This is a genomic window from Pseudoclavibacter sp. 8L, from assembly GCF_902506465.1.
Classification (GTDB): Bacteria; Actinomycetota; Actinomycetes; order Actinomycetales; family Microbacteriaceae; genus Pseudoclavibacter.
Map to the genome: position 1 here is coordinate 1051356 of NZ_LR733186.1, position 23513 is coordinate 1074868.

Sequence of the window (23513 nt, forward strand, 5' to 3'; positions counted from 1 at the left end):
TCGAGGTGGTGGCCGAGCGCGCGCCCTCCCTGCCGCGGGCACCGCTCGCGCCTAGCCTGCCTCTATGACCACCCCCGGGGCAGCCCATGAGACCAGCGTCGTCAAGGAACGGACGGCTCCGGATGCGCGAGACCCCCGCAAGCCAGACGGGCTGAAGAACGTGGTCGGCCCGGCCTGGCGGTACGTCCTCATGCGCGCTATCCGGGAGTTCCTCCGTGACCGCTGCACGGTACTGGCCGCGGCGCTGACCTTCTACATGCTGCTCGGCCTCTTCCCCGCACTCCTGGCGCTGATGTCGGTCATCGGCCTCTTCGGGCTGACCGACGCGGCAGTGTCCTTCATCGACGAGATGTCGACCCACCTCGCCGACCCGACGTTCGCGGAGACGCTGCGCAGCACGGTCCTGCAGCTGGGCGAGTCGCAGGGCGCAGGCACCGCGTTCATCGTCGGTCTGCTCGGCGCTCTGTGGTCGGCGTCGGGGTACGTGAACTGCTTCTCGCACGCCATGAACACGGTATACGAGATCGACGAGGGCAGGCCCTTCTGGAAGCTGCGCCCGACCATGATGCTGTGGACGGTCGTCCTCCTGCTCCTCATGCTGGTCATCTTCGCCATCCTCGCCCTCTCTGGACCCGTGGCCTCGGCGATCGGGGGCATCATCGGTCTCGGCGACGCGTCGCTCACCGTGTGGAGCTTCGCGAGGTGGCCGATCGTGCTGCTCGTCGTGATCGTGATGATCGCCGTCCTGTTCTACGGCACGCCCAACGTCAAGCTGCCGAAGTTCAAGTGGATGACGCTCGGCGCGTTCATCGCGCTCTTCGTGACGGGTGTCGCGAGCGCCGGCTTCTTCTTCTACGTGGCGAATTTCAGCAGCTACGAGCGCCTCTACGGCAGCGTCGCCGGTGTCATCGTGGGGCTCCTCTGGTTGTGGATCGTGAACCTCGCCCTGCTCTTCGGTGCGCAGTGCGACGCCGAGATCGAGCGTGTCCGGCAGCTGCGGGGCGGCATCGCGGCGGAGCAGAGCATCCAGCTGCCGCCACGTGACACGAAGGCCAGCGCCAAGCGCCTCGAGCAGATCGAGAAGGACATCGTGAAGGGGCGCGAGCTGAGGCATCGCGCAGAATAGTCGCCGCCCTCCTGCGCACCGTGTGCGCGTGCATCACGATCCAAGTTGGACATACTTGTATAGACATGTATGCTGACCTAAGGATCCGGCGAGATCGTCAACATGTACATACTTGAATATGCTTGTATGTACTTGTAGTCACGATCGAGCTGTACGCCACGATGCAAAGGAGCATTCGGTGAAGAAACTGATCAACGCACCCGCGACCGTCCTCGACGAATTCATGCGCGGATTCGCGCGTGCGAACTCGTCGCTCGTCAGCCTGCACACCGATCCCGTGCACTTCTCGAGGGCGGTGCCCGCTTCCTCCCCCAAGGTCGGCGTCATCTCTGGCGGCGGCTCCGGTCACGAGCCGCTCGGCGGAGGCTACGTCGGCCCCGGGATGCTCGACGCGGCCGCCCCGGGAGCGTTCTTCAGCTCCCCCACCCCCGACCAGATCCTCGCGGCGACGAGCTCCGCCGATCAGGGCCGCGGCGTCGTCCACCTCGTCCTCAACTACACGGGTGACATCCTCAACTTCGAGGCCGCCGCAGAGCTCGCCGACCTCGAGGGCATCGAGGTCGAGACGGTCGTGCTCGACGATGACGTCGCGGTCGAGGACTCGACCTACACGGCAGGCCGCCGCGGCGTCGCAGGCACGATCGTCACGATGAAGCTGGCCGGGGCCGCAGCCGAACGCGGCGACGGCCTCGCGGATGTGGTCCGCATCGCCAAGAAGGCCAACACGAACATGGGCACGATGGGCCTCGCACTCGAAGCGTGCACCGTCCCCACCGTCGGCAGGCCATCGTTCGATCTCGGACCCAACGAGATCGAGATCGGCATCGGCGTGCACGGTGAGCCCGGGGTTCGACGCGGCGAGATGACGACGGCCGACGAGATCACCGACATCCTCCTCGAGCGTGTGATCAGCGACCTCAAGATCACCTCTGGAGACCGGGTCCTGCTGTTCGTGAACGGCCTCGGCGGAACCCCCCTCTCCGAGCAGTTCATCCTCTTCAACCACGCCGCCGATGTCCTCGACAGCCTCGGGGTGACCATCGAGCGCAGCCTCGTGGGCAACTACTTCACCTCACTCGAGATGAAGGGCGCCTCCATCACGCTCCTGCGCCTCGACGACGAGCTCACCGAGCTGTTCGATGCCCCCGTCCACACGAGCGGATGGCGAGCGGGCGCATGACCGGGACCGACGAGCTCGACACGGGCTGGGCGATCGCGTGGGTACAGGCAGCGGCCGCCGACGTCATGACGGCTCGCACTGAGCTCATCGAGCTCGACAGGGCCATCGGCGACGGCGACCACGGAGAGAATCTGAGTCGAGGCCTCGCGGCCGCAGCGACCGCCGTGGGTGACGGCACCCCCATCAGTGTCAAGGAGGTGTTCGCCGTCACCGCCAAGACCCTCATGTCGACCGTCGGCGGCGCATCCGGCCCACTGTATGGCTCGGTCTTCATCGGAGCGGCGAAGTGCGCGACGCTCCCACTCGACGGCACTGGCGTCGCGACGATGCTCGAGAGCGCGCTCGAGAGCCTCATGAAACGCGGCAAGGCGCATGCCGGCGAGAAGACGATGGTGGATGCCTGGACCCCGGCGGTCGAGGCGGCGAGGGCGGCCGCCGCCGCCGGAGCGGGTCCGGCGGAGACCCTGTCGGCCGCGGCACGGGCCGCTGCCGCAGGTGCCGTCGCCACGGAGCCACTCATCGCGACGAAGGGGCGTGCCAGCTACCTGGGCGAGCGCTCCCGAGGGCACCGAGACCCCGGCGCCCAGTCCACGGCGATCATCCTCGCGACCGCCGCCAGCACGGCGGCGTCCCGGAGCTGACCGGTGACGGACCAACTCAGGGCCCTCACCCGTGACCCTCGGAACCCATTCGCTCCACGACCGAACCCAGCGGCCTCACGCGCCGACCCAACCACGTAGGAGAACACCATGACCTTCGCAAGCACGCGACGGCTCGCTGCCGCCGCCCGGGCTGGCGGGTATGCGATTCCCGCCGTCAACATCGTCGACCAGCTCTCGCTGCAGGCCACGGTGGCCGCGGCGCAGGCCGCGAACTCGCCGATCATCCTGCAGACGTCCGTCAAGACACTCAAGGTCGTCGGCGCCGCGCAGCTCGCCGCCGCCGCGCGCATCGCCGCTGACGCCGTCGACGTGCCGGTCGCGCTGCACCTCGACCACTGCCCCGACCGCGCCGTCATCACCGAGGCGATCGCGCAAGGCTGGAGCTCCGTGCTCTTCGACGCCTCCGACCGCGGTCTCGACCAGGCGTGGGCAGAGACCCGCGAGGTCGTCCAGGAGGCGCACGCCGCAGGCGTCGACGTCGAGTCGGAGATCGAGAACATCGTCGGCGTGGAAGACGGCGTCGGCTCTGACGAGGCGACGCACGCCTACTCGGTCGACACGCTGCTCGAGGTGGCGAACGACACGGGCACGGACTTGCTGGCCCCGCAGCTGGGCACGGCCCACGGCCTCTACACGGCCAACCCGACGCTGCTCTTCGAGCGGGCGTCCGAGTTCGCGAGCCGCACCGACATCCCGATCGTGCTGCACGGCGGCACCGGCCTCTCGGCCGACGATTTCGCTCGCTTCATCGCCTCGGGAACCTCGAAGATCAACATCTCCACGGCACTCAAGCTCGCCTACCTGCACTCGGCGCACCGCCACCTCGTCGCCGCCGAGGCGAGCGGGAAGTGGGAGCCGGTGAAGCTCTTCGCAGATCAGGTCGAGGCGGTCACGGCGACCGTCACCGAGCACATCGACCTCTTCGGCAGCCGCGACAAGGCGAACGGGGCAGCGGCATGACGCGCGCGCTGATCCTCGACTGCGATGGGGTCCTCGCCGACACGGAGCTCAACGGTCACCTCGTCGCCTTCAACCGGGTCTTCGACGAGCTCGGGCTCGGCTTCCAGTGGAGCGCCGACGAGTACGGCGAGCTGCTGCGAGTGGGCGGTGGCAAGGAGCGCTTCAAGGCCTACCTGGGTGAGCACCCCGAGTTCACCCCCGCCGACTCGGCCGAGCTGGATGCACTCGTCGCGGATGTGCACCGGCGAAAGTCGGCGGCGTACGTGGAGATCATGGGCTCAGGCAGCGTGCCCGGCCGCCCCGGCGTGCGCCGCCTCATCGCGGAGGCGCTGGATGCGGGCTGGGTCGTCGCGGTGGCGTCCACCTCTGCACTCGGCAGCGTGGAGGCCGTGCTCGATACCGTGATCGGCGCAGACCTGCGGTCACGTCTTGCCGGTGTCTTCGCCGGAGACGTCGTTCCCGCGAAGAAGCCGGCCCCGGACATCTACCTCCTCACGCTCGACACGCTCGGGCTCGCGAAGGACGAGGCGGTGGTCATCGAGGATTCGTGGGGCGGCGCACAGGCCGCCGCCGCGGCAGGCCTGGCGCACATCGTCACGGTCAGCCACTTCACGGCGGACGACGACTTCCCCGCCGCGACGAGCGTCGTCTCCGACCTCGGCGAGGCCGGCGCCCCGTCGACCACACTGCGCGGCGCTGACCTCACGCGCGCCGACGGGACCATCACCGTCGCCTCGCTGGAGGCAGCACTGGCGGCGTGATGCCGTGCGAGGCGCACGAGACCTGACTCTCCGACAGGCGGTGCCCGCAGAGACCCCGCACGAAGAAGAACGGGCCCCGACCGAGGATGGATGCTCCTCCCCGGTCGGGGCCCGTTCGTGTCGCGTGCGGCTGCCGCATCCGCTGAGTCAGAGCGAGTAGGAGAACTCCAGCCGAACCTTGTCGCCGCGGAACAGGATGCGGGTGAACTCGAAGGGCGTTCCGTCGTCGTTCGAGATGCGCTGCTCGAGCAGCAGCACAGGGGTGCCGGTTCGCGCCTTGAGCGTCGTGAGCGTGGACTTCGACGGCACCGACGATTCGAGCGTCTCGATGACGTTCGCCATCCGCAGCTGATGGTTTTCTTCCAGCACCGTGCAGAGCTGGCGCGTGACGAGGTCGGCTTCGAGCAGCTTGGGTGCGAGTCGCTCTGGCACGTACGACTCGTGGATGCTGATGGGCTCGTCTTCCGCGTAGCGGAGCCTGCGCACCATGAAGAGGCTCTCGGTCTCACCGATGCCGAGGATCTGTCCGATGCGGCCTCCCCCATCGATTCGCTCGAGCTCGAGCATCTCGGTGCGGGTCGCGAAGCCCTGCTGCTCGAGCTGCTCGCGGATCCCCTGATAGGACGGCGACTTCGTGCTGATCTTCTGATGTGCCACGAACGTGCCCTTGCCGTGGACCCTGAACAGGAGTCCCTCGTCGACCAGCTTGGAGAGCACGTTCCGCGCGGTCATCCGGCTGATGCCGTAGATCTGGTTCAGCTCATTCTCGGAGGGAATGCGCTGATCAGGCTTCCAGTCTCCGCTCTGGATCTTCGAACGCAGCACGTCAGCGAGCTGCACGTAGAGCGGGACTGCCGCATTTCTGTCGAGCGTCTCTCCGCTGAGTCCTTGATCGGCCACGGTTTCACCAACGTCCCTTAGATGCATATACATGTCTAGCCATGTACAGTAGGTTCTGTTCATGGCTCGCCCGGCCAATCCTATGTGAAGCCAGGACCGTGCATGTACAGACAACTGGGAAGCGCAGTGCAGCGCTGTCGCCCAGACAGATGAGCTCCCCGCCAGGGAGCTCACGAGCGGAGGATCACACACTCGATGTCTACCATCAAGAACCTCAAGCCGAACGTGAGTTGGGTCCAGCTGGAGACCACCCAGGAGGACTGGGACGACGCAACCCCGGAACTCCTGCAGAACTTCGCAGTACAGCTGCACCTCGTGCGAGCCTTCGAGGAGGAAGTCCTCAACCTCGCCGGCCAGAAGCTCATCAACGGCCCTGCCCACTCCTCGATCGGCCAGGAAGGCGGCGCCGTCGGCTCCTGCGTCCCCCTGACCCCGGCCGACCAGGTCAACGGCTCGCACCGAGGCCACCACCAGTTCCTCGCCAAGGTCTTCGGATACGTGCAGCCGACGGGCTTCTCCGTTGACGACGAGCTGAGCCCCGAAGTGGTCGACGTTCTCTACCGCAGCCTCGCGGAGATCGCCGGCCTCAAGGACGGCTACTGCAAGGGCCGCGGCGGCTCCATGCACCTGCAGTGGAAGGAAGCCGGCGCCATGGGCACAAACGCCATCGTCGGCGGCGCGGTGCCATTCGCGACCGGCTTCGCGTGGGCCGACAAGCACGCCGGTACCGATGCCGCCGCCGTCACGTACTTCGGCGACGGCGCCGCGAACATCGGCTCCGTGCTCGAGGCGTTCAACCTCGCCGCCGCCTGGAAGCTGCCGACGCTCTTCTTCATCGAGAACAACCAGTACGCGGTCTCGACGACCGTCGAGGAAGCGACAGGCGAATCCCGACTCTCCGGCCGCGGCCAGGGCTTCGGCATCCGCAGCTGGCGCGTCGACGGACAGGACACACTCGCCGTCTACCTCGCCACGCAGCAGGCCCTCGAGCACATGCGAGCAGGCGAGGGGCCCGCGATCATCGAAGCGGACACCTACCGCTACTTCCACCAGAACGGCCCATTCCCGGGCAGCGCGTTCGGCTACCGCTCGAAAGACGAGGAGCAGGGCTGGCGTGACCGCGACCCCATCGCACTCGTCGAGGCGCACCTCGAACGGCGGGGCATCGCGACGCGTGAGCAGCTCGACAGCCTGGCCGGCCGCATCAAGGAGGTCATGACCGAGGTGGGCTCTCGCATCGTCGAGCCCGACGCCTCCGGTCGCCCGGGCAAGCTGCAGATCAAGCAGAGCCTGTGGCCATCGACGGACTTCATCGACATCGGCATCCGCGGCGAGGCTCCGGAGTTCACGGGCGATGTGAAGGAATGGGGCGACTTCGCCGAGGACGAGCTCGAGAAGCGCAAGTTCGTCGACGTCGTCGCGGCCGTCATGGACCGCCGCATGGAGACGGACGACAGCGTCATCGTGCTCGGCGAAGACGTGCACAAGCTCAGCGGCGGTTCCCGCGGCGCCACCAAGGGACTCGCGGAGAAGTACCCGGGCCGCGTGCTCGGCACCCCGATCAGCGAGGCCGCGTTCACGGGCCTCGGCGGGGGCATCGCGCTCGACGGCCGCTACTACCCGGTCATCGAGCTCATGTACGCCGACTTCCTCTGGGTGGCCGCTGACCAGCTCTTCAACCAGATCGGCAAGGCCCGCCACATGTTCGGCGGCGAGCACGACATGCCGCTCATCCTGCGCATCAAGATCGGCACGTCGACCGGATACGGCTCGCAGCACTCCATGGACCCGGCCGGCATCCTCGCCACCTCCGTCGGCTGGCGCATCATCGCCCCGTCGACGGCCATCGACTACGTCGGCCTCCTGAACACGGCCATGCGCACGAAGGACCCGGTCGCCGTGCTCGAGCACGACGCCGACCTGTACAAGACAGAGGGCCTCGCGCCGAAGGATCTCGACTACGAGCTCCCCCTCGGCAAGGCCGCTGTGCGGCGCGAGGGATCCGGTGTGACAGTCATCTCGTACCTCTCGATGGTGAAGCGCGCACTGGACGCCGTCGAGGAGTCCGGCATCGACGGCGAGGTCATCGACCTCCGCTGGCTCGACCGCGCCAGCATCGACTGGGACACGCTCGAGGCCTCCATCAGGAAGACGAACCGCGTCGTCATCGTCGAGCAGGGCGCACAGGGCACCTCCTACGGTGCCTGGCTCGCAGACGCCATCCAGCAGCGCCTCTTCGACTGGCTCGACGCCCCCGTCGCGCGAGTCCACGGCGGCGAGGCATCCCCGAGCATTTCCAAGGCGCTCGAAGAAGCCGCGAACGCCACGACGGCCGACATCGTCGCGGCCCTCAAGGCCTTCTGAGCGAGAGAGAGAACCTGACATGGCAACATTCCTCAGGATGCCCGGAGTCTCCGCCGACTCCGATGAAGCCGCACTCGAGAACTGGCTCGTCGCAGCCGGCGCTTCGGTCAAGAAGGGCGAAGCCGTCGCCGCAGTTGAGACAGAGAAGGCGGTCGTCGACATCGTCGCAGAGCTCGACGGCGTCGTGCACACGCTCCTCGCCGAGGTCGGTGACATGGTTCCCGTCGGGGACCCCATCGCGATCGTCCTCGCCGTCGGCGAGGACCCCTCGGCAGCCGCCGAGCTCGCCGCCCAGCTCAGCGGCGCCCCGGCCACCGTCGAGGTCGTGCCGAGCGCGCCAGCGGCGACCGCCGCGTCTGCGTCGGTCGCCGAGGACGAGGCCGCCCCCGTGAACCCGGCCCCGGTGTCGGCCGATGCGGCGCAGGACGACGCATCCACGGGCTCCGCCGCCGACGCATCGTGCGCGACCGGCTCGACCGGCGCGACCGGCAGATCCTGCGCCCCGGAGCCGAAGGGCGGGCGCATCTTCGCAAGCCCCCTCGCTCGTCGCCTCGCGAAGGAGTACGGGCTGTCGATCGAGAACCTCGACGGCACGGGACCGAACGGGCGGATCGTACGCGACGATGTCGAACGGGCACGCGCATCCGCCGCGGCCCCGGCCGCACCGGCCGCTGCGCCTCAGCCCGCCGCCGCACAGCCGGCACCCACGCCAGCTGCCGACATCGAGCTCCCAGAGGGAGGGGAGGCGACGCCGCACAGCAAGCTGCGCAGGCTCATCGCGAACCGCCTCCAGACCTCGAAGCGCGACGCCCCTCACTTCTACCTCGAGGCGACGCTGCGCGTCGACGAGCTGCTTGCCCTGCGCACACAGCTCAACGAGGCGAGCGAGGTCCGCATCTCCGTCAACGACCTCTTCGTGAAGGCCGCCGCCCTGGCGCTCCGGGACGTGCCTGAGCTCAATGTGATCTGGACCCCGGACGCCGTGGTGTCCTTCGCGACCCAGGATGTGGCGGTCGCGGTGGCCAGCGAGCGCGGACTCGTGACGCCCGTCATCGCGGACGCCGGGGCGCTCAGCATCGGCGCCCTCGCGGCGAAGGTGAAGGACGCGGTGGCGCGTGCCAACGAGGGTCGGCTCCAGCAGAGCGAGCTGCAGGGTGGCGCCATCTCGGTGACCAACCTCGGCATGTTCGGCGTCGACGCATTCTCGGCCATCATCAATCCGCCGCACTCAGCGATCCTCGCCGTCGGCGCGGCGCGCAAGGTGCCGGTTGTGCTCGACGACGACACGCTCGGAGTCGGCACCGTCGTCACCGTGACGCTGTCGGTCGACCACAGGCCGGTCGACGGCATCATCGCCGCCAGGTGGCTCGCCAGACTCCGCGAGCTGATCGAGAAGCCGCTGGGTCTCCTCATCTAGCCCGGGGCTCCTTCCCCGGGCGAGGCCACACCCCGCCAGGGAACCGGCCGAACAGGAGGGGCGGACACCGATCGGTGTCCGCCCCTCCTGCTGTGCGCGCACACTCGTGGGCGACGGGTGCGCCCAGGGCGCGAAGAAGGGCCGGACACCGTGGAATGTCCGGCCCTTCGTCCCTGCGCGCCGCGTGGCCCTTTCCCTCGAGAAAGTCGGCGCGAAGTCTCTACAGCCCGCCGCCAGCCGATTCTGCCCTGGCGATGACCTTGTCCAGGAACTCGTCAGTCCAGGCTCCGCCGACCACGAGGAGGTCTGCCAGCGTCAGCCGATCGCGCATGAACGGCAGCGCGGACAGCGCCCACCTCGCCGTCTCGGCGTCGACGGCCGGCGTCAGCTCGCGGAGGCGAGTCGGCGCACCCCATGCGCGCAGCGTGCCGACGATCGCCTCCGGCGTGACGAGCTGCGCCCTCACCTCGGCGAGCACGCCTGGTGCGAGCCCGTCGCCGCCCTGCCAGAGCGCACGCTTGCGCTCGACGTTGGCGGCGCACGTGGCGCCCAGGTGGCCGCTCGCATCGACCCGCGACCAGACCTCGCTGACCCGCTCCTCGAGGTCGTCGGGATACGCGGAGCCGGGTGCGAGGCGCACGAGCCCGTCGCTGAGCGCGACATCCCACAGCGCCGCGCTGAGCACCGTCGCCACCCCGACCTGCGCGCCGTGCAGGTCGTGCGGCTGGTCCTGTGCCATGGCGGACATGTCGAGGATGTGGCTGAGGAGATGCTCGTTGCCCGAGAGCGGCGCGGTCGTGCCGAGTGCGCCGATGATGAGGCCTCCGACGGTGAGCGCGTCAACCAGCGCGGGCATGGCACCGGGGGCGTGCGCCCCAGCGGCGAGGCGAGCGACGGCGTCACGGATCGGCACGAGCGCAGCCGCGTCGGCCTGCGTGCCCTGCAGGGCGGACGCGAGCAGCCAGTCGGCGCCGGAGCAGCCGATGGCAACCGCGTCGCCGACACCGGCAGCCACGAGGCGGGCCGGTGAACGGTCGAGGGCATCCGCATCGATGAGGAGCGCGTCCGGCCACCGCGTGGGCGTCGTGGACTTCGCCCCGCCGCGCACGAGCACGCTGAGCGAGTCGGCGAAGCCGTTGACGGAGGGCGCGCTCTGCACCGCGACGAGCAGCACCCCCGCCGGCGCGACCGCCTTGCCGAGATCGGTGACGGTTCCGGAGCCGACGGTGACCACCGCCCGTGCGCCACTCACCGCGGATGCAGCGCTCGCGACGGTAGCCTCGTCGAGGACCAGCCCGTGCCCGCCGATCTCCAGGACCGGGCGCCTCACGAGGTATCCCGCCGCGGCGAGCGCAGCCGTGACCTCCTCGCCGAGCTCGCCCGTCGAGGTGAGCTTCTGCGCGGCGTCCGCGAGCAGCGCGACGTCGGCGCCGTCCGGCAGGCCGAGATCTCGCAGCACGCGGCCGACCGCGAGGCGTACATCCGCTTCGTAGCGGAGCACCCGGAGGTCTCCGCCGGAGGCCTCGAGTGCGTATGCCTGCAGTGCTGCCGTCATGCCGCGGCCTCCTGTTCAGTTGTGGCCAGGTCGCGTTCGAGCCTGCTCCAGGCCCCTGAATGGTGCAGGTCCACGAGTTGGCCGATGCCAGACAGCACCACGTGCGGCCGCTCGGCGTTCGGTGCGAGCTCGGCATCGCCGGGCTGCGCCTCGCCCGTGAGCACCAGCGCCGTGCCGGCACCCCAGGCCCTCCCGAACGCCATGTCGGTCGCGAGCCGGTCGCCGACCATCACGGTGCGCTGCGGGTCGAGCCCGCGGGCGCCCGCGATGACGTCGAAGAAGTCGACGCTCGGCTTGCCGAAGACCGCGACGCAGCGGGTGCCCGTGCCTGCCTCGATGGCCGCCGTCACGCAGGCCGCATCCGGCTCCCCCCTGCCGCCCGGGAACGGGCAGTACCGGTCGGGGTTGGTGGCGACGAGCTCGGCACGCTTGTGCATCCAGATGGCATCGAACGCGATCTGCAGCTTTCGATAGTCGAAGTGGCGGTCGTAGGAGGCGACGACGAGGTCGATCGCCTCCGGGTCCTCGCTCACGGTGATGCCCGCAGCGATGAGCGCGCCGAGGAGCGGCTGCTCGCCGATGGGAAACACCGTCGCGCCCGGCCGGTGACGGGTGATCCACTCGATGGTCGCCACGAGGCTCGTGTATACGTCGCGCTCGTCGGTGGGGATGCCGAGGGCGGTGAGCTTCTCTGCGTAGTCCCCCGGCGTCTTGGTGGGGTTGTTGCTGCAGAACAGCACCGTGGCTCCCGCTTCCCGGAGCCCGATGACGGTATCTCTCGCCCCGGGGAGGAGACCGCCGCCGAGGTAGATCGTGCCGTCGAGGTCGAAGAGGTACGCGTCTGGGACGTCGGCTCTCACTGCTCGTCGGCCCTGGTCGCCGCCTGCAGCTCGTCCCAGATGGGCAGCATCGCGGTGCGGATGCTGCGGTAGACGGGGAAGAAGCGGTCGTAGATCTTCGTGTTGTCGCGGTTGGGCTCGTACGTGCGGACGATGTTGACGGTCGCGTCGGCGCCCTCCGCATAGGACGCGAAGACGCCGGCTCCGACGCCCGCGACGATGGCGGCACCCTTGGCACCGAACTCAGTGCCCGCCGGGACGATGATCGTCCGCCCGAGCACGTCCGCGAAGATCTGGCACCAGACGGCGCTGTTCGCGCCACCCCCGGCCATGCGGACGGTCTTGACCTCGGTCGGGATGGAGTCGAGGCAGTCGCGGATGCCGTAGGCGACACCCTCGTAGACGGCGCGCAGCATGTGGCGGCGCGTGTGGGAGCCGGTGATGCCGTTGAAGGAGCCGCGGGCGCTGGGCTTCACGAAGGGGGCGCGCTCGCCGCCCGGCGCGAGGTAGCCGTGGTACAGAACCCCATCGGCGCCGACGGGGGTCTCGGTGACGACCTCGTCGAGGTAGTCGAAGATGTCGATGTTCTTGCCGCGAGCCTCGAGCGAGAAGGCCGCGCCGAGCTCGGCGAGGAACCAGTCGAGGTTGGGCGTGCAGAAGTTCATGCCCATGGCACGGATCCACGTGTCCGGGCTGTGCGGGATGACCCAGCCGGAGTCTGCCGGCTCGAAGCCGTGCTCGAGAGTGTCGGTCGCGACGGTGACGATGCCGGCGGTGCCGATCACGGCCATGCAGTCGCCTGGGCGGGCGACGCCGACGCCGAGCGAGGACGCCGTGATGTCCATCTGCCCCTTGTAGACAGGAGTACCCGCGATGAGTCCGGTGACACCGGCCGCCTCTTCGGTGATCTCGCCTGCGAGGTCGGTGGAGGACTTGATCTTGGGCAGGACGTGCTTGATGTCCTCGATGCCCCACGTCCGGAGGACCTCGTCGGACCATTGGCGAGTGCGTGCGTCGATGCCGGAGAGGCTGGCGTCGGAGGCATCGGTGGAGATGTCGCCGGTGAGGCGGTACTCGATCCAGTCCTTGCACCACAGCTGCGTGGCCCCTTCGAGGAGTTCGCGCTGGTTGTCGCGGCGCCAGCGGAGGATGGCAGACGCCGTGCCGGCATAGGGGCCGGTGCCGCTGATGTCGAACTGCTTCGTGACGGTGCCGTCGGCGTACCAGTCGTCGATGATGCTGCCGGTGCGGCCGTCGGTCCAGAGGATGGCGGGACCTGCCGGCTTGCCGTTCTTGTCGATGAGCCAGCTGCCGTCGCCTTGGCCGGTGACGGAGATCGCGATTATCTCGCGGGGCCGGACCGCACTGCCGGTGATGGCGTCGCGGATGGCCGTGGTGGCGGCGATCCAGACGGTCTCCATGTCCTCTTCGGCCTCGTAGGACTTCGGGTTCGAGATGGGCACGTTCGCGGCGCCTCTGCTGAGCTCCGTGCCGCGTTCGTCGAAGACGGCGGCCTTGATGACGGATGTTCCCGCGTCGATGCCGAGAAGGTACGAGGTCATTGGGGGTGTTCCTCTCCATTGAGGTGCCAGTGCTGGCCTGTCGCTCGTGACAGTAATACACCTGACCGAACTTGTCTAGCCATGCACAGTCTTGTACATGCTTGTACTTTCCGTCGGTCCTTGCCAGGATCAGAGCATGAAAGCTCTCCTCAAGTTCTCCCCAGCCGCCGGGGCTGTTGAACTGCGCGACGTGAAGGAGCCGAGCATCGCCGATGACGCCGTGCTCATCGACGTGGCCTACGGCGCCGTCTGCGGCACCGACCGTCACGCGATCGACAGCGCAGGCGACCAGCACACCCCGCGCATCCTGGGCCATGAAGCATCCGGCACCATCGTCGCACTCGGCGACGGGGTCGTGCGTGCCGACCTGCAGATCGGCACTCGGGTCACCTTCGAGACGGATGCCGTGCTCTGCATGCAGTGCACCTACTGCAGGTCCGAGCAGTACAACCGCTGCGCGAAGCGCAAGGGCATCGGCACGACGACCGACGGTGCGCTGGCGGATCGCATCGCGATGCCCGAACGCGCAGTGCACGCGCTGCCACCGGGGGTGAGCCTGCGAGCGGCCGCGCTGACGGAACCCCTCGCCGTCTCCGTCCACGCCGTCGTCGAGCGCTCCGCGCCGCTCGCCGGCGAGGTCGTCGTCGTGACGGGACCGGGGGCGGTCGGCCAGTTGACAGCACTCGCGGCCCTGGCGGTCGGCGCGACGCCGATCCTCGTGGGGCGCAGCCGGCACCGGGAGACGCTCGACCGCGCACTGGAGATGGGGATTCCGCACGTCGTGAACAGCGAGAGCGAATCGGTCGCCGAGCTCGTGAAGTCGCTCACGGGCGGACTCGGCGCGGCGGCCGTGTTCGAATGCTCCGGCAGCGCGGAGGTCGCAGAGAGCGCACTCGAGCTACTCGCGAAGGGCGGCGAGCTCGTCATGGTGGCGTTCTACAAGCGCAACCCGGACTTCGACATCGACGCCGTCGTGAACCGAGAGCTGACCCTCAAGGGATCACGGGGGAAGCGTCCGTCGAGCTACCGCACAGCACTGCGACTGATGGGACAGGGTCGCGTCGACACGGAAGCCGTCATCGGGCGCGAGCTCGCCCTGGAGGACTGGCAAGAAGGGATGGACCTCGTCGCGAGAGGCGTCAAGGTCGTCTTCCGCATCCACGACTAAGTGAACGCCATTCACCAGGCATGGGGAATTCTCCAACTATCGACCCGGGGAATTCGGACAATTGAATTGCAACCTTTGCAAGCTGCAATCACCCGCAAAAAAGTCTCATTATGAAGCCCGCGACACGCCACCAAGGGTGCCCCGTCTTGCAATAAACAACTGAATTCAGAACACTAGCGATATGGCCGCTCCCCCCGGCGCTCACCGGTCCTCGCTGATCCTGAGCTCGCAACGTTCTGTCGTGGACGGGGTCTCAGCGAGCGCGGACGTCGACACGGGGGTTGGAAGGTTCTCCAGCGACGACCGCAACTGGCACCTGTCTGCCGCCGGCGTGGTCTTCGAGAACGGCTGCGTGTTCCGGGCTGAGGTCCGCACGGGACCGGTGCGGATCGAGAATGACGCAGCCCGCCAGCGCATCATCCTCGGACTGGTCAGACAAGGACGGCTCACCATCGACCCCGCGGGCGCGTCGCACACGGTCACGACCAGCGGGGGCTTCTTCCTGGGTCCGGGAGCGCAGTCCTCGATGAGATTCGAGGAAGCCTCCGCCGTGATCCTCGTGTCGGTCCCCGCCCAGGTCGCGGCCGACCTCGGCGTGCGGGTCTCGAACCACAGCGGCGTACTGCGCTCCGATACGGCGCTCGCACGCCCTGTGACCTCGTTTCTCGAGGTGCTCGCACGGCTGGACGAAGATCCGACGGTCCTGTCCTCCTACTTCCTCCAGCAGCTGCTCCACGAGCAGTCGGGTGCGCTCCTGCTGAGCAGCGAGGGCTTCCACGCAGACGTGCAGGTCAGCACCCAGGGCCTCTACCCTCGCGCGCTGGAGCTCATGATCGTGCGACGTGCGGACCCCGACGTCTCACCCGCGACCATCGCCCGGGACCTGAGCGTCTCCCTCCGGCAGCTCCAGAGGGAGTTTCACACGCACGGGGACGCACCGGCCTCCGCGCTGCGACGCGCTCGAGCCGAACTGGCGCACCAGCTGCTCAACGACGAGCGCTACGCGCAGGTGCCGGTCACCCAGCTCGCGGAGCTCTCCGGATTCTCTTCGTCGCAAGTCATGCACCGCGTTCTGAAGCGGTATCAATTCAACGCAGTATCCGCTTCGCCCCAGAGCGCGTAGTCCTTCTCGCTGCATTCCGCACACACTCGCCTTCGACCCGGCGAGGATGAACGATTTGCGCCGTCTATCCGGCAGAACGCGACGGGATAAGCGCTCATTCCGTGCAAGAAAGCGATTCTTCATTCAATAGCGGGGAGCACTTGCTCGAACAACGTCGTCACTCGCGAGAGGTCTCCCCCCATGACCGCAGCTTCCCCCAATTCACCGAAGACCATCGATCGCCGCAACCTCGTGAAGGGTGCCGCCTGGTCGGTGCCCGTCATCGCGCTGGCGACCGCCGCACCCTTCGCCTCCTCGTCCCAGCTCGTCAACGTCGGCAACTTCCGTGTGGTCGGCGACTGTGGAGTCCTCGCCCTCCTCGGCCCCGGATTCGAGGTGACGGCGGGTGCGCAGCCGCTGCCGATCGGCACCCAGATCGACATCGTCGGCTCGGGTATCGCCAACATCGGCCTCTTCTCCGTCACAGGTGGCACCGCCAATGTGAATGTCCTCAGCGGAAACACTCGCCGGATCACACTCACGGCGGCACTGCCCGCGAACGCGACGCTCGAGCTGCGCACCACGCTGTCGATCTCCGTTGCGTTCAACCTCGCCGCGACCGCCACACTCCCGACCGGCTTCACCGCAGGGTCCACGGCGAAGCCGAGCGGCGCCGTCAACTCGACGCTCGTCCTCTGCAGCGGGACCTGATTCGACTCACCTCGACAGATTCGGGCCCTCAGCGAGCTTGCCGCCGAGGGCCCGAACTCGACGAGGAGTTCAGTCCTCACCCTTTCCCCATCCCGTCGGCCTAGGCGCCGAGTCCGGGTCCGGTTCCGGTTCCGAGGCGACGGCGTCGAGCAGCACGAGGTCGCTCAGCCGGAGGAGCACACGGGCATCATCGTCCTGCTGGCCGTGGACGAGCTGCACCACGAGCCTCGACACGGGCCCCCTCCAGGAGAGGCGGAGACTGCGCTGGCGCGACCCCAGGTTGTGGAACGGGTCTGCTTCCGAGCCATCACCCCCGAGCCCGCGTTCACGCTCGAAGGTCAGACCGGAGGAGGTGACGACGATCCGCGCATCCTCGTCATCGACGCCCGGGATCTTCAGCAGGGAGAACGAGACGCCCTGCACCGCTCGGCTGAAGGCGATGCTCAACCGCGTCGCCCTGCTCCCCCGAGCCGGCGGCACAGCAAGATGCCGCCCGAGCCCCTTCAGCGCGGTGATCGTCGCCCGTTGCTGAACACCGACGCTGGAGTCGGTTGTGGCGTCGAACTCGAGATCGAGCGGACCGTTGGACGTGGAGGTGAGGACCTTGCCAACGGGCGCGCCGACACGGTAGCGACGCCAGGACACCAGGCTGACGGGCGACGTCGACGAAGAGGGCGTGCGCTGCAGGGCTCGTCGGAGCTTCGGGGGCAGTTCTTCCCCGGCGCGAGGGCCGGTATTCGATGCAGGCAAGGGTGGAACGCTTTCAAAGACGGGCGTGGCGACGTGCGGACACTGAAAGAGGTTCAGGGTTCAGCGCCGCCCAGGGTGGGGTGCGGGCTGGAACTCCCTGCGTCCTTCCGCAGTAGGGCGTCTCGTCGAGAACCGGGACAACTTGTCCAAATGACCACCACTGCGCCTGAGAGGCGCACGTGCCCGACACTGCCAACCAGCAGACTATTCGGACTTGACTGGGATTTGGATGGCACGAAGCTGGGCGAGTGGTGCCAAAACCTCTCCACCTGAGCACAAAGGTGCCCTCCGATTCACTCGGAGGGCACCTTCGAACGGGTGGCTAGGGAGGGGGGCTCCGCGCTACGCCACCTTCTTGGCCCACCCCATGGTGAGCTCCCGAGCAGCGCGCCAGCCGGCGTACATCGAGTCGGCCTCATCCCGCGAGCGCTGCGGCTCGAAGACCCGGTCGACCTTCCACTTGCTCTCGACCTCCTCGAGGTCGGCGAAGATGCCGGCTGACATGCCGCCGAGCAGCATGGCACCGAAGATGGTGGCCTCCGCGATCTTGGGACGCACGACTGGGATGCCGAGCACATCAGCCTGGAGCTGACAGAGCAGGTTGTTCTTGACGGCGCCACCATCGACGCGCAGCTCCGAGATGGAGATCTCGCCGCTCTGCGTCGCGGCCTCGACGACGTCGCGGGTCTGGAACACCATCGACTCCACGGCGGCGCGGATGATGTGCAGCCTGGTGGTCGCGTTGCTCATGCCGATGATGGCTGCGCGGGCGTGGGGGTCCCAGGTCGGCGCCGCGAGACCGGTGAAGGCGGGAATCAGGTACACGCCTTCGGTGCTGGCCACCTGACCGGCGTACCACTCGCTGTCGGGGGCGGCGTGGATGAGCTGCAGGTCGTCGCGCAGCCATTGCATGGTCTTGCCCATGGCGAAGAGCACGCCCTCGATCTCGTACGAGGTCTTGCCCTCGACAGTCCAGGCCACGCTCGGGGTGAGCCCCTCGATGCGCTGCGGCTTGTCACCGGAGTTGATGTTGAGCACGCCAGCGGTGCCGTACGTCATCTTGCTCAGCCCCTTCCGGAATGCGGCCTGCCCGAAGAGGCCCGCCTGCTGGTCGCCCAGGTTGCCACCGATCGGCACGGGGGCCCCGAACGTCGCGCTGAGGTCGCCGACGATCTCGCCGCTCGGCACGATGTCGGCGAGCATCTTGCGGGGGATCCCGTAATGGCCGAGCAGCTCCTCATCCCACTGGAGCGTCTCGAGGTTCATCATCATGGTGCGGGAGGCGTTGGAGGTATCAGTCACGAAGGCCTTCCGGCCCGTCAGGTTCCAGATGAGCCACGTGTCGATCGTTCCGGCGAGCAGCTCGCCGGCCTCAGCTCTGGCCTGGGCGCCCGGCACCTGGTCGAGGATCCAGCGGATCTTGGAGGCCGTGTAGTACGCATCCGGGATCAGGCCCGTGCGCTCCTGGATGAGCGGGCCGATGCCCTGCTCGACCCAGCCTTCGACGACTTCCACGGAGTGCCTGGACGCCCACACGATGGCGTTGTAGATCGGCGCGCCCGTCTCCTTGTCCCACACCACGCCGGTCTCGCGCTGGTTGGTCATGCCCACCGCACTGAGGTCGCTCGGCTCGAGGTTCGCGTCACGCAGAGCGGCGCGAATCACCTCGAGCTGGGTGTTGAGGATCTCTCGAGGGTTGTGCTCGATGAGGCCGGGTCGAGGGTAGAGCTGCGTGAGCTCCGCCTGGGCGAAGCCCACGACGTTGCAGTCCTCATCGATGATGAACGCACGGGCACTTGTCGTGCCCTCGTCGATGCCGAGAATGTACTTTGCCATTTCGTCCCACTTCTTTGTGATCACGGGGCGGTGTTCCGCCAGAGCCGAGCGTACGATTGGTGTACGAACATGTCAATGCTTGCACATGCATGTATAGACTTGTATATGCTCATGGGAGTTCGCGTCAACGGTGACGCGTGTCGAGAAAGGCCTCGCCCATGGAAATCGACCTGTTCTCCATCCTCGCCGCACTGGCAGGTGGCTTCTTCGGAGCAGCGATCGGAAGTCTGCACGCCTTCGTCTTCACCGGTGTGCTCGTCATCGTCGGGTTCGTCGCACAAGTCGCGGTTCCGGATGCACCCATCATCAGCAGCCTCGCGTTCGGTCCCGCTTTCGGCCCCCACATCGCGTTCGCCGGCGGTGTCGCCGCGACCGCGTACGCGGCACGCCGCGGCTACATGGAGAACGGCAAGGACATCGTCCTGCCCCTCGCCGCACTCGCCAAGCCGGACGTGCTCGCCGTCGGAGCCGTCTTCGGGCTCTTCGGCTACTTCGTGCAGAAGCTCATCGCGATCATCCCCGGCTTCGGCGCCATCACCGACTCCGTCGCCCTGACCGTCGTCATCAGCGCCATCCTCGCCCGCGTCCTCTTCGGGCGCACCAAGGTCTTCGCCCGGAACAACACAGGCAAGAGCGGCTTCGACTCCTTCGAGCCCAACGACGCCGGCTCCTGGATCCGCGCCCAGGAGAGCTTCGGCATCAACACGGCGCTCGGCGTCGGAGCGGGGCTCTTCGCCTCCTTCATCTCCATCACGCTGCTGCAGGCCTTCCCGGAAGCCGCCAACGCGTCGACCTTCGTGTTCGGCATCTCTGCGCTCTCCCTGATCCTCCTCTCCGCAGGCCAGCCAGTGCCGGTCACGCACCACATCACGCTGCCGGCCTCCATCGCGGCCGCGACCTTCTACCCCCTGGTCGGCGAGAACGCCGCCCTCGCGATCATCATCGGCGCCGCGGCCGGCGTGCTGGGAGCCTGGTTCGGGGAACTCTTCGCCCGCCTGTGGCAGTCTCACGGCGACACGCACATCGACCCGCCGGCAGCAGCCATCTGGCCGGCGACGACGATCGTGCTCGGCCTCGGCGCCGTCATCGGAGCCGCGGGTTGATGACCGACTCCGAGCACCCACCGCACCACGCAGCCGTTCGACGCCTAACCGCCTGACCCCGACCCCGAAGGAGTACCCCCTCGTGCCAGCATCCGTGAACCTCGACACCGTGCGCGCAGTCGCGCTCGATGTCGACGGGACCATCGCCGGAGCCGACCACCAGCTCACCCCGCGCACGACAGCAGCCCTCCGCTCGCTCGTCGAGCACGGCATCCCGGTGATCCTCCTCACCGGACGGGCGAGACAGAACGTGCTCGAGCTGGCGCGGGAGGCGGGCATCCGCAACACGGTCGCAAGCAACAACGGGGCGGTCATCTTCGACCCGGTGGAGGACACCAACACGACGATCACGCCGATGACGCACGCCGAGGCCAGGCGCATCCTGGACCTCGGCGCGCGCCTCGGGCTCGAACGCACCTGGTGGTCGGTCACCGACATCTACGTCGACCGGGACGGCGAGTGCTCGCGGATGCTGCGGGAGCTCAACGAGCGGGACATCATCGTCGGCGATCCCGACGAGCTGCCCGACGACATCACCAAGGTGATGCTCTTCGGCAGCGAGGCGGAACTCGACGAGGTCGCCGACCGCATCTTCGACGCCGCGCCGTCCGGCACCCGCTCCATGTACTGCTTCTTCGAGTTCGTGGCGCCGGATGCGACGAAGTGGCATGCGCTCGAGACCATGCTCGAGGAGCATGGCGTCGACCCAGCGCACACCCTCGGCCTCGGCGACGGCGGCAACGACCTCGCCTGGCTCACCCAGATCGGCTTCCCCTTCGCGATGGAGAACGCCCGCCAGGAGGTCAAGGACATCGCGATCGGCGTCGTCGGCCACCACGCCCACGACGGCGCCGCCGAGATCCTCGAGGAGCTGGCCAGGAGCATCGGCGCCGATGCCCCGGCACCGACCGCCAAGCAGCAGGAGCTCGCCGAGCAGCAGGAGGACCACTGATGGACATCGAATTCGTCCCCGCCGACCTCGCCCTCGAGCGCGACCTGATCCTCGCGAGCTACGTCTTCACGCTGCCGGCGAGCCAGGACGCGCACGCCGTCGTCCAGCGCTTCGCAGTCGGCCAGACCACCGGCACCTGGCTTCCCGTCCCCGGCCTCACGCGCGAGCTGCGCGACAGGCACGAGGCGCGCATCGTGCGCATCCAGCCCATCCCGGCCGCCGACACGACGACCTCGGCGCCAGACGACGCGAGCTGGTACTTCGCCACGATCGGCGTGCCAGCAGTGAACATCGGGGATTCGATCCCGCAGCTGCTCACGACACTCATCGGCAACGACGCCTCCACGTCGCTCGAGGCGAAGCTCGTCGACCTCGAGTTCCCGCGAGCGCGCCTCGACGCGTTCGCTGGCCCCCGCTTCGGCATCGAGGGACTCCGGCGGGTGCTCGGCGTCGAGTCGCGCCCCCTGCTGCTCAACATGCTGAAGCCATGCACGGGCCTGACCCCCGACGAGGGCGCCGCGATCGCGTACGAGACGGCACTCGGCGGCATCGACATGATCAAAGACGACGAGCTGCTCGGCAACACCGCCTTCTCGCCCGTCGTCGACCGCGTCATCGCCTACAACGAGGCGCTCGACCGCGCCGCGCAGGTCACCGGCCGGCGCACCATGTACATCCCGAACGTCTCCGACCGGCCGGACCGCATGCTCGACACTGCCAGACGAGCCGTGGATGCGGGAGCTCGCGCCGTCATGGTCTGCTACGCCAACGTGGGCTACGGCTCGGTCGAGGCGCTCGCCGACGCCGTCGACGTGCCCATCCTCGGGCACTTCGCCGGCTCCGCCCCCTACTTCGAGAACGCGACGACGGGTATGACCTCGCCCATCGCGAGCGGCCTGCTCCCCCGCCTCGCCGGCGCCGACCTCGCGCTCGTGAACACTCCGTATGGCGGGTACCCGATCACGCGGCTGCAGTACCTGCAGACCGCGCAGCAGCTCAAGGTGCCGCGCCCGGGCCTCCGCAGCACGGCGCCCATCATCGGCGGCGGCGTGCACCCGGGCACGGTGGCGACGTACGTCGGCGATCTCGGCAACGACATCGTGCTGGGCGTCGGCGGCGCCATCCAGGGGCACCCGGGCGGACCCGCGTCCGGGGGCCTCGCCATGCACCAGGCCATCGACGCGGCGCTCGCGGGCCGCGACGTCCGCGACTCCGACGGGCAGACACCGGAGCTCGACGCGGCCATCGCAGCCTGGGGCACCCTCGACTAGGCGTGCCTCAGAGCTGATCGCCCGGCACCTTCGGCTCCGGACAAGGTCTCTCGCACGAAGTCCTAGCTCCAGGCCACGACGAGTCGTGCGGCATCGCCGGGCAGCATCGGGTCCAGGCCCGTGACCTCGGCGAACCGCCGCAGGCGATTGCCGAGCGTGTTCCGGTGGCAGAAGAGCTCTGCCGCCGACCCGCTGATGTTCCCGGTCCGCAGATAGCTCACGACCGCTTCCCGGAGACGAGTCTGCTCAGAGGGGCCGCAGCGAGCGAGCGCCGCATCGACATCCGCCAGGAGCGGCACCCCCGCATCGACGACTGCGCGCTTCGCGAAACGCGCCCACCCCCGCTCCCACGTCAGAGCATCGACCTCGTCTGGGCCGAGCAGACGAGCGAGAGACAGAGCGACTTGAGCAGTCTGACCGAGCTCGGGGAGCCCGCGACGAGCCTCCACCAGGCCAACCCGCTGCTCCCGCAGGCGTTGGAGCTGGGCGGCGGATGCAGCAGTCCGGTCACCCCACGGACTCCGTGGCGCGAAGGCGATGATCCCGTCGGCGACCGTATGCGTGAAGAATCGCGTGCCGACCCGATCGAAGTCCGCGAGCAGCAGACGCAGCGCCTCCGTGTCCGACCCCACGGCGGCGCACACGAGCAGAGGCGCCGAGACCTGCACACCGAGATGCGCGGCGACAGCCTGGAGCCGATCGTTCGCCGGAGCCCCTTCGAAGAGACTTGCGATGTGGCCTTGCAGCACCGCCGACGCCTCGCCCTGCATGCGTTCACGCTCGGCGACGTACGCGCGCTGCGCCCGGTGGGCGTACTCGTCGACGGTTCGGATGACGACGGCCGTGTGCCGCACGATGAGGCCCGCGTCCGAGGGGGACGCGGTCCGAGTCACGGCCTCCCAGAGCACCTGGAAATCGGCGTGGATGGCCGACATCAGGGAACTGAGCGGAACGTCCGCACGGGCGCGTGAGACACCGACACGATTGGCCACCTCGACCACGTCCGGCAGGCCACCCTCCCTGAGCCCGTCGATCATCGCATCGAACGCCTGGGTCGCCGTCCTGCGAATCTCGGATCGCGGCACCAATGACGAGGCGTAGCCGGGAATGGTGAAGATCAGGTCCATGAACGCTTCGACAAGCTGCGGCACCTCGATCAGGTCGATGATCGCGAGCCAGCGCTCGCGGTCCTCCGTTCGGGGATGTCGGGAGATCCCCGAAGGGGAGGGTGAGGTCATGACCTCCACATTATGTGCAGATGCACTGATTTGGGGAGCAAGATGGGAGCCGATGC

The 23513-nt window shown here is 68.2% G+C and carries 20 protein-coding genes; 13 read left to right on the forward strand and 7 right to left on the reverse strand.

Going from position 1 to position 23513, the window contains the following annotated elements:
* The first annotated feature begins 64 nt into the window (after window positions 1-64).
* The 5 genes from GV007_RS11645 (at window position 65) to GV007_RS11665 (ending at window position 4689) form a co-directional block, all read left to right on the forward strand.
* Window positions 65-1126: a YihY/virulence factor BrkB family protein gene (locus GV007_RS11645; protein WP_160072736.1), complete on the forward strand. Its 1062-nt coding sequence runs from the start codon at window positions 65-67 to the stop codon at window positions 1124-1126.
* Window positions 1127-1304: 178 nt separating this feature from the next.
* Window positions 1305-2306: a dihydroxyacetone kinase subunit DhaK gene (dhaK, locus tag GV007_RS11650; protein ID WP_160072738.1), complete on the forward strand. Its 1002-nt coding sequence runs from the start codon at window positions 1305-1307 to the stop codon at window positions 2304-2306.
* Window positions 2303-2947, forward strand: coding sequence for a dihydroxyacetone kinase subunit DhaL (gene dhaL, locus GV007_RS11655; protein ID WP_160072740.1), 645 nt, complete (start codon window positions 2303-2305; stop codon window positions 2945-2947). Before dhaK ends, dhaL begins: the two co-directional genes overlap by 4 nt.
* A gap of 108 nt (window positions 2948-3055) precedes the next feature.
* Window positions 3056-3928 (forward strand): class II fructose-bisphosphate aldolase, encoded by an 873-nt coding sequence (locus tag GV007_RS11660; RefSeq protein WP_160072742.1) that lies wholly within the window; start codon window positions 3056-3058, stop codon window positions 3926-3928.
* Window positions 3925-4689 (forward strand): HAD-IA family hydrolase, encoded by a 765-nt coding sequence (locus GV007_RS11665; RefSeq protein ID WP_160072744.1) that lies wholly within the window; start codon window positions 3925-3927, stop codon window positions 4687-4689. The genes GV007_RS11660 and GV007_RS11665 overlap by 4 nt, the downstream gene beginning before the upstream one ends.
* A 147-nt stretch (window positions 4690-4836) precedes the next feature.
* Here GV007_RS11665 and GV007_RS11670 read toward each other — a convergent pair whose 3' ends face one another.
* Window positions 4837-5589, reverse strand: coding sequence for a GntR family transcriptional regulator (locus GV007_RS11670; protein ID WP_201297676.1), 753 nt, complete (start codon window positions 5587-5589; stop codon window positions 4837-4839).
* Between the two features lie 195 nt (window positions 5590-5784).
* Here GV007_RS11670 and GV007_RS11675 point away from each other — a divergent pair, with 195 nt between their 5' ends.
* Window positions 5785-7953 carry an alpha-ketoacid dehydrogenase subunit alpha/beta gene (locus GV007_RS11675; RefSeq protein WP_160072748.1) on the forward strand — a complete coding sequence of 723 codons (2169 nt, stop codon included), beginning with the start codon at window positions 5785-5787 and terminating at the stop codon, window positions 7951-7953.
* A gap of 19 nt (window positions 7954-7972) precedes the next feature.
* Window positions 7973-9370, forward strand: a complete 1398-nt coding sequence (locus GV007_RS11680) for a dihydrolipoamide acetyltransferase family protein (RefSeq protein WP_160072750.1) — start codon at window positions 7973-7975, stop codon at window positions 9368-9370.
* A gap of 220 nt (window positions 9371-9590) precedes the next feature.
* Here GV007_RS11680 and GV007_RS11685 read toward each other — a convergent pair whose 3' ends face one another.
* From GV007_RS11685 to GV007_RS11695, 3 genes are read right to left on the reverse strand one after another with little or no spacing between them, the layout of a single operon-like run.
* Window positions 9591-10925: an iron-containing alcohol dehydrogenase gene (locus GV007_RS11685; RefSeq protein ID WP_160072752.1), complete on the reverse strand. Its 1335-nt coding sequence runs from the start codon at window positions 10923-10925 to the stop codon at window positions 9591-9593.
* Window positions 10922-11785 (reverse strand): HAD-IIA family hydrolase, encoded by an 864-nt coding sequence (locus tag GV007_RS11690; protein WP_160072754.1) that lies wholly within the window; start codon window positions 11783-11785, stop codon window positions 10922-10924. Before GV007_RS11690 ends, GV007_RS11685 begins: the two co-directional genes overlap by 4 nt.
* Window positions 11782-13326, reverse strand: a complete 1545-nt coding sequence (locus tag GV007_RS11695; protein ID WP_160072756.1) for an FGGY-family carbohydrate kinase — start codon at window positions 13324-13326, stop codon at window positions 11782-11784. Before GV007_RS11695 ends, GV007_RS11690 begins: the two co-directional genes overlap by 4 nt.
* Before the next feature lie 136 nt (window positions 13327-13462).
* Between GV007_RS11695 and GV007_RS11700 the strand changes: the two genes are divergently transcribed.
* The 3 genes from GV007_RS11700 (at window position 13463) to GV007_RS11710 (ending at window position 16307) form a co-directional block, all read left to right on the forward strand.
* Window positions 13463-14494 carry a zinc-binding dehydrogenase gene (locus GV007_RS11700; RefSeq protein ID WP_160072758.1) on the forward strand — a complete coding sequence of 344 codons (1032 nt, stop codon included), beginning with the start codon at window positions 13463-13465 and terminating at the stop codon, window positions 14492-14494.
* 241 nt (window positions 14495-14735) lie between these two features.
* Window positions 14736-15617, forward strand: a complete 882-nt coding sequence (locus GV007_RS11705) for an AraC family transcriptional regulator (RefSeq protein ID WP_160072760.1) — start codon at window positions 14736-14738, stop codon at window positions 15615-15617.
* Window positions 15618-15797: 180 nt separating this feature from the next.
* The gene (locus GV007_RS11710) at window positions 15798-16307 is read left to right on the forward strand and encodes a hypothetical protein (protein WP_160072762.1); all 510 of its coding nucleotides are present in this window, start codon (window positions 15798-15800) and stop codon (window positions 16305-16307) included.
* A gap of 69 nt (window positions 16308-16376) precedes the next feature.
* On the opposite strand, the gene GV007_RS11715 is transcribed toward GV007_RS11710, so the two are convergent.
* Together GV007_RS11715 and GV007_RS11720 are read right to left on the reverse strand one after the other, a co-directional pair.
* Entirely contained in the window at window positions 16377-17057 is a 681-nt protein-coding gene (locus GV007_RS11715; protein ID WP_160072764.1) for a hypothetical protein, read from the reverse strand.
* A 342-nt stretch (window positions 17058-17399) separates the two neighbouring features.
* Window positions 17400-18893 carry an FGGY family carbohydrate kinase gene (locus GV007_RS11720; protein WP_104243095.1) on the reverse strand — a complete coding sequence of 498 codons (1494 nt, stop codon included), beginning with the start codon at window positions 18891-18893 and terminating at the stop codon, window positions 17400-17402.
* 158 nt (window positions 18894-19051) lie between these two features.
* Between GV007_RS11720 and GV007_RS11725 the strand changes: the two genes are divergently transcribed.
* The 3 genes from GV007_RS11725 (at window position 19052) to GV007_RS11735 (ending at window position 22219) form a co-directional block, all read left to right on the forward strand.
* Window positions 19052-19996, forward strand: coding sequence for a hypothetical protein (locus GV007_RS11725; protein WP_160072766.1), 945 nt, complete (start codon window positions 19052-19054; stop codon window positions 19994-19996).
* Window positions 19997-20078: 82 nt separating this feature from the next.
* Entirely contained in the window at window positions 20079-20948 is an 870-nt protein-coding gene (locus tag GV007_RS11730) for an HAD family hydrolase (protein ID WP_104341834.1), read from the forward strand.
* Entirely contained in the window at window positions 20948-22219 is a 1272-nt protein-coding gene (locus GV007_RS11735) for a RuBisCO large subunit C-terminal-like domain-containing protein (RefSeq protein WP_160072768.1), read from the forward strand. Before GV007_RS11730 ends, GV007_RS11735 begins: the two co-directional genes overlap by 1 nt.
* A 62-nt stretch (window positions 22220-22281) precedes the next feature.
* Here the strand turns inward: GV007_RS11735 and GV007_RS11740 are convergent, their stop codons facing one another.
* A complete protein-coding gene (locus tag GV007_RS11740) occupies window positions 22282-23457 on the reverse strand; it encodes a PucR family transcriptional regulator (RefSeq protein WP_160072770.1) in 1176 nt (391 codons plus the stop codon).
* Window positions 23458-23513 lie beyond the last annotated feature (56 nt).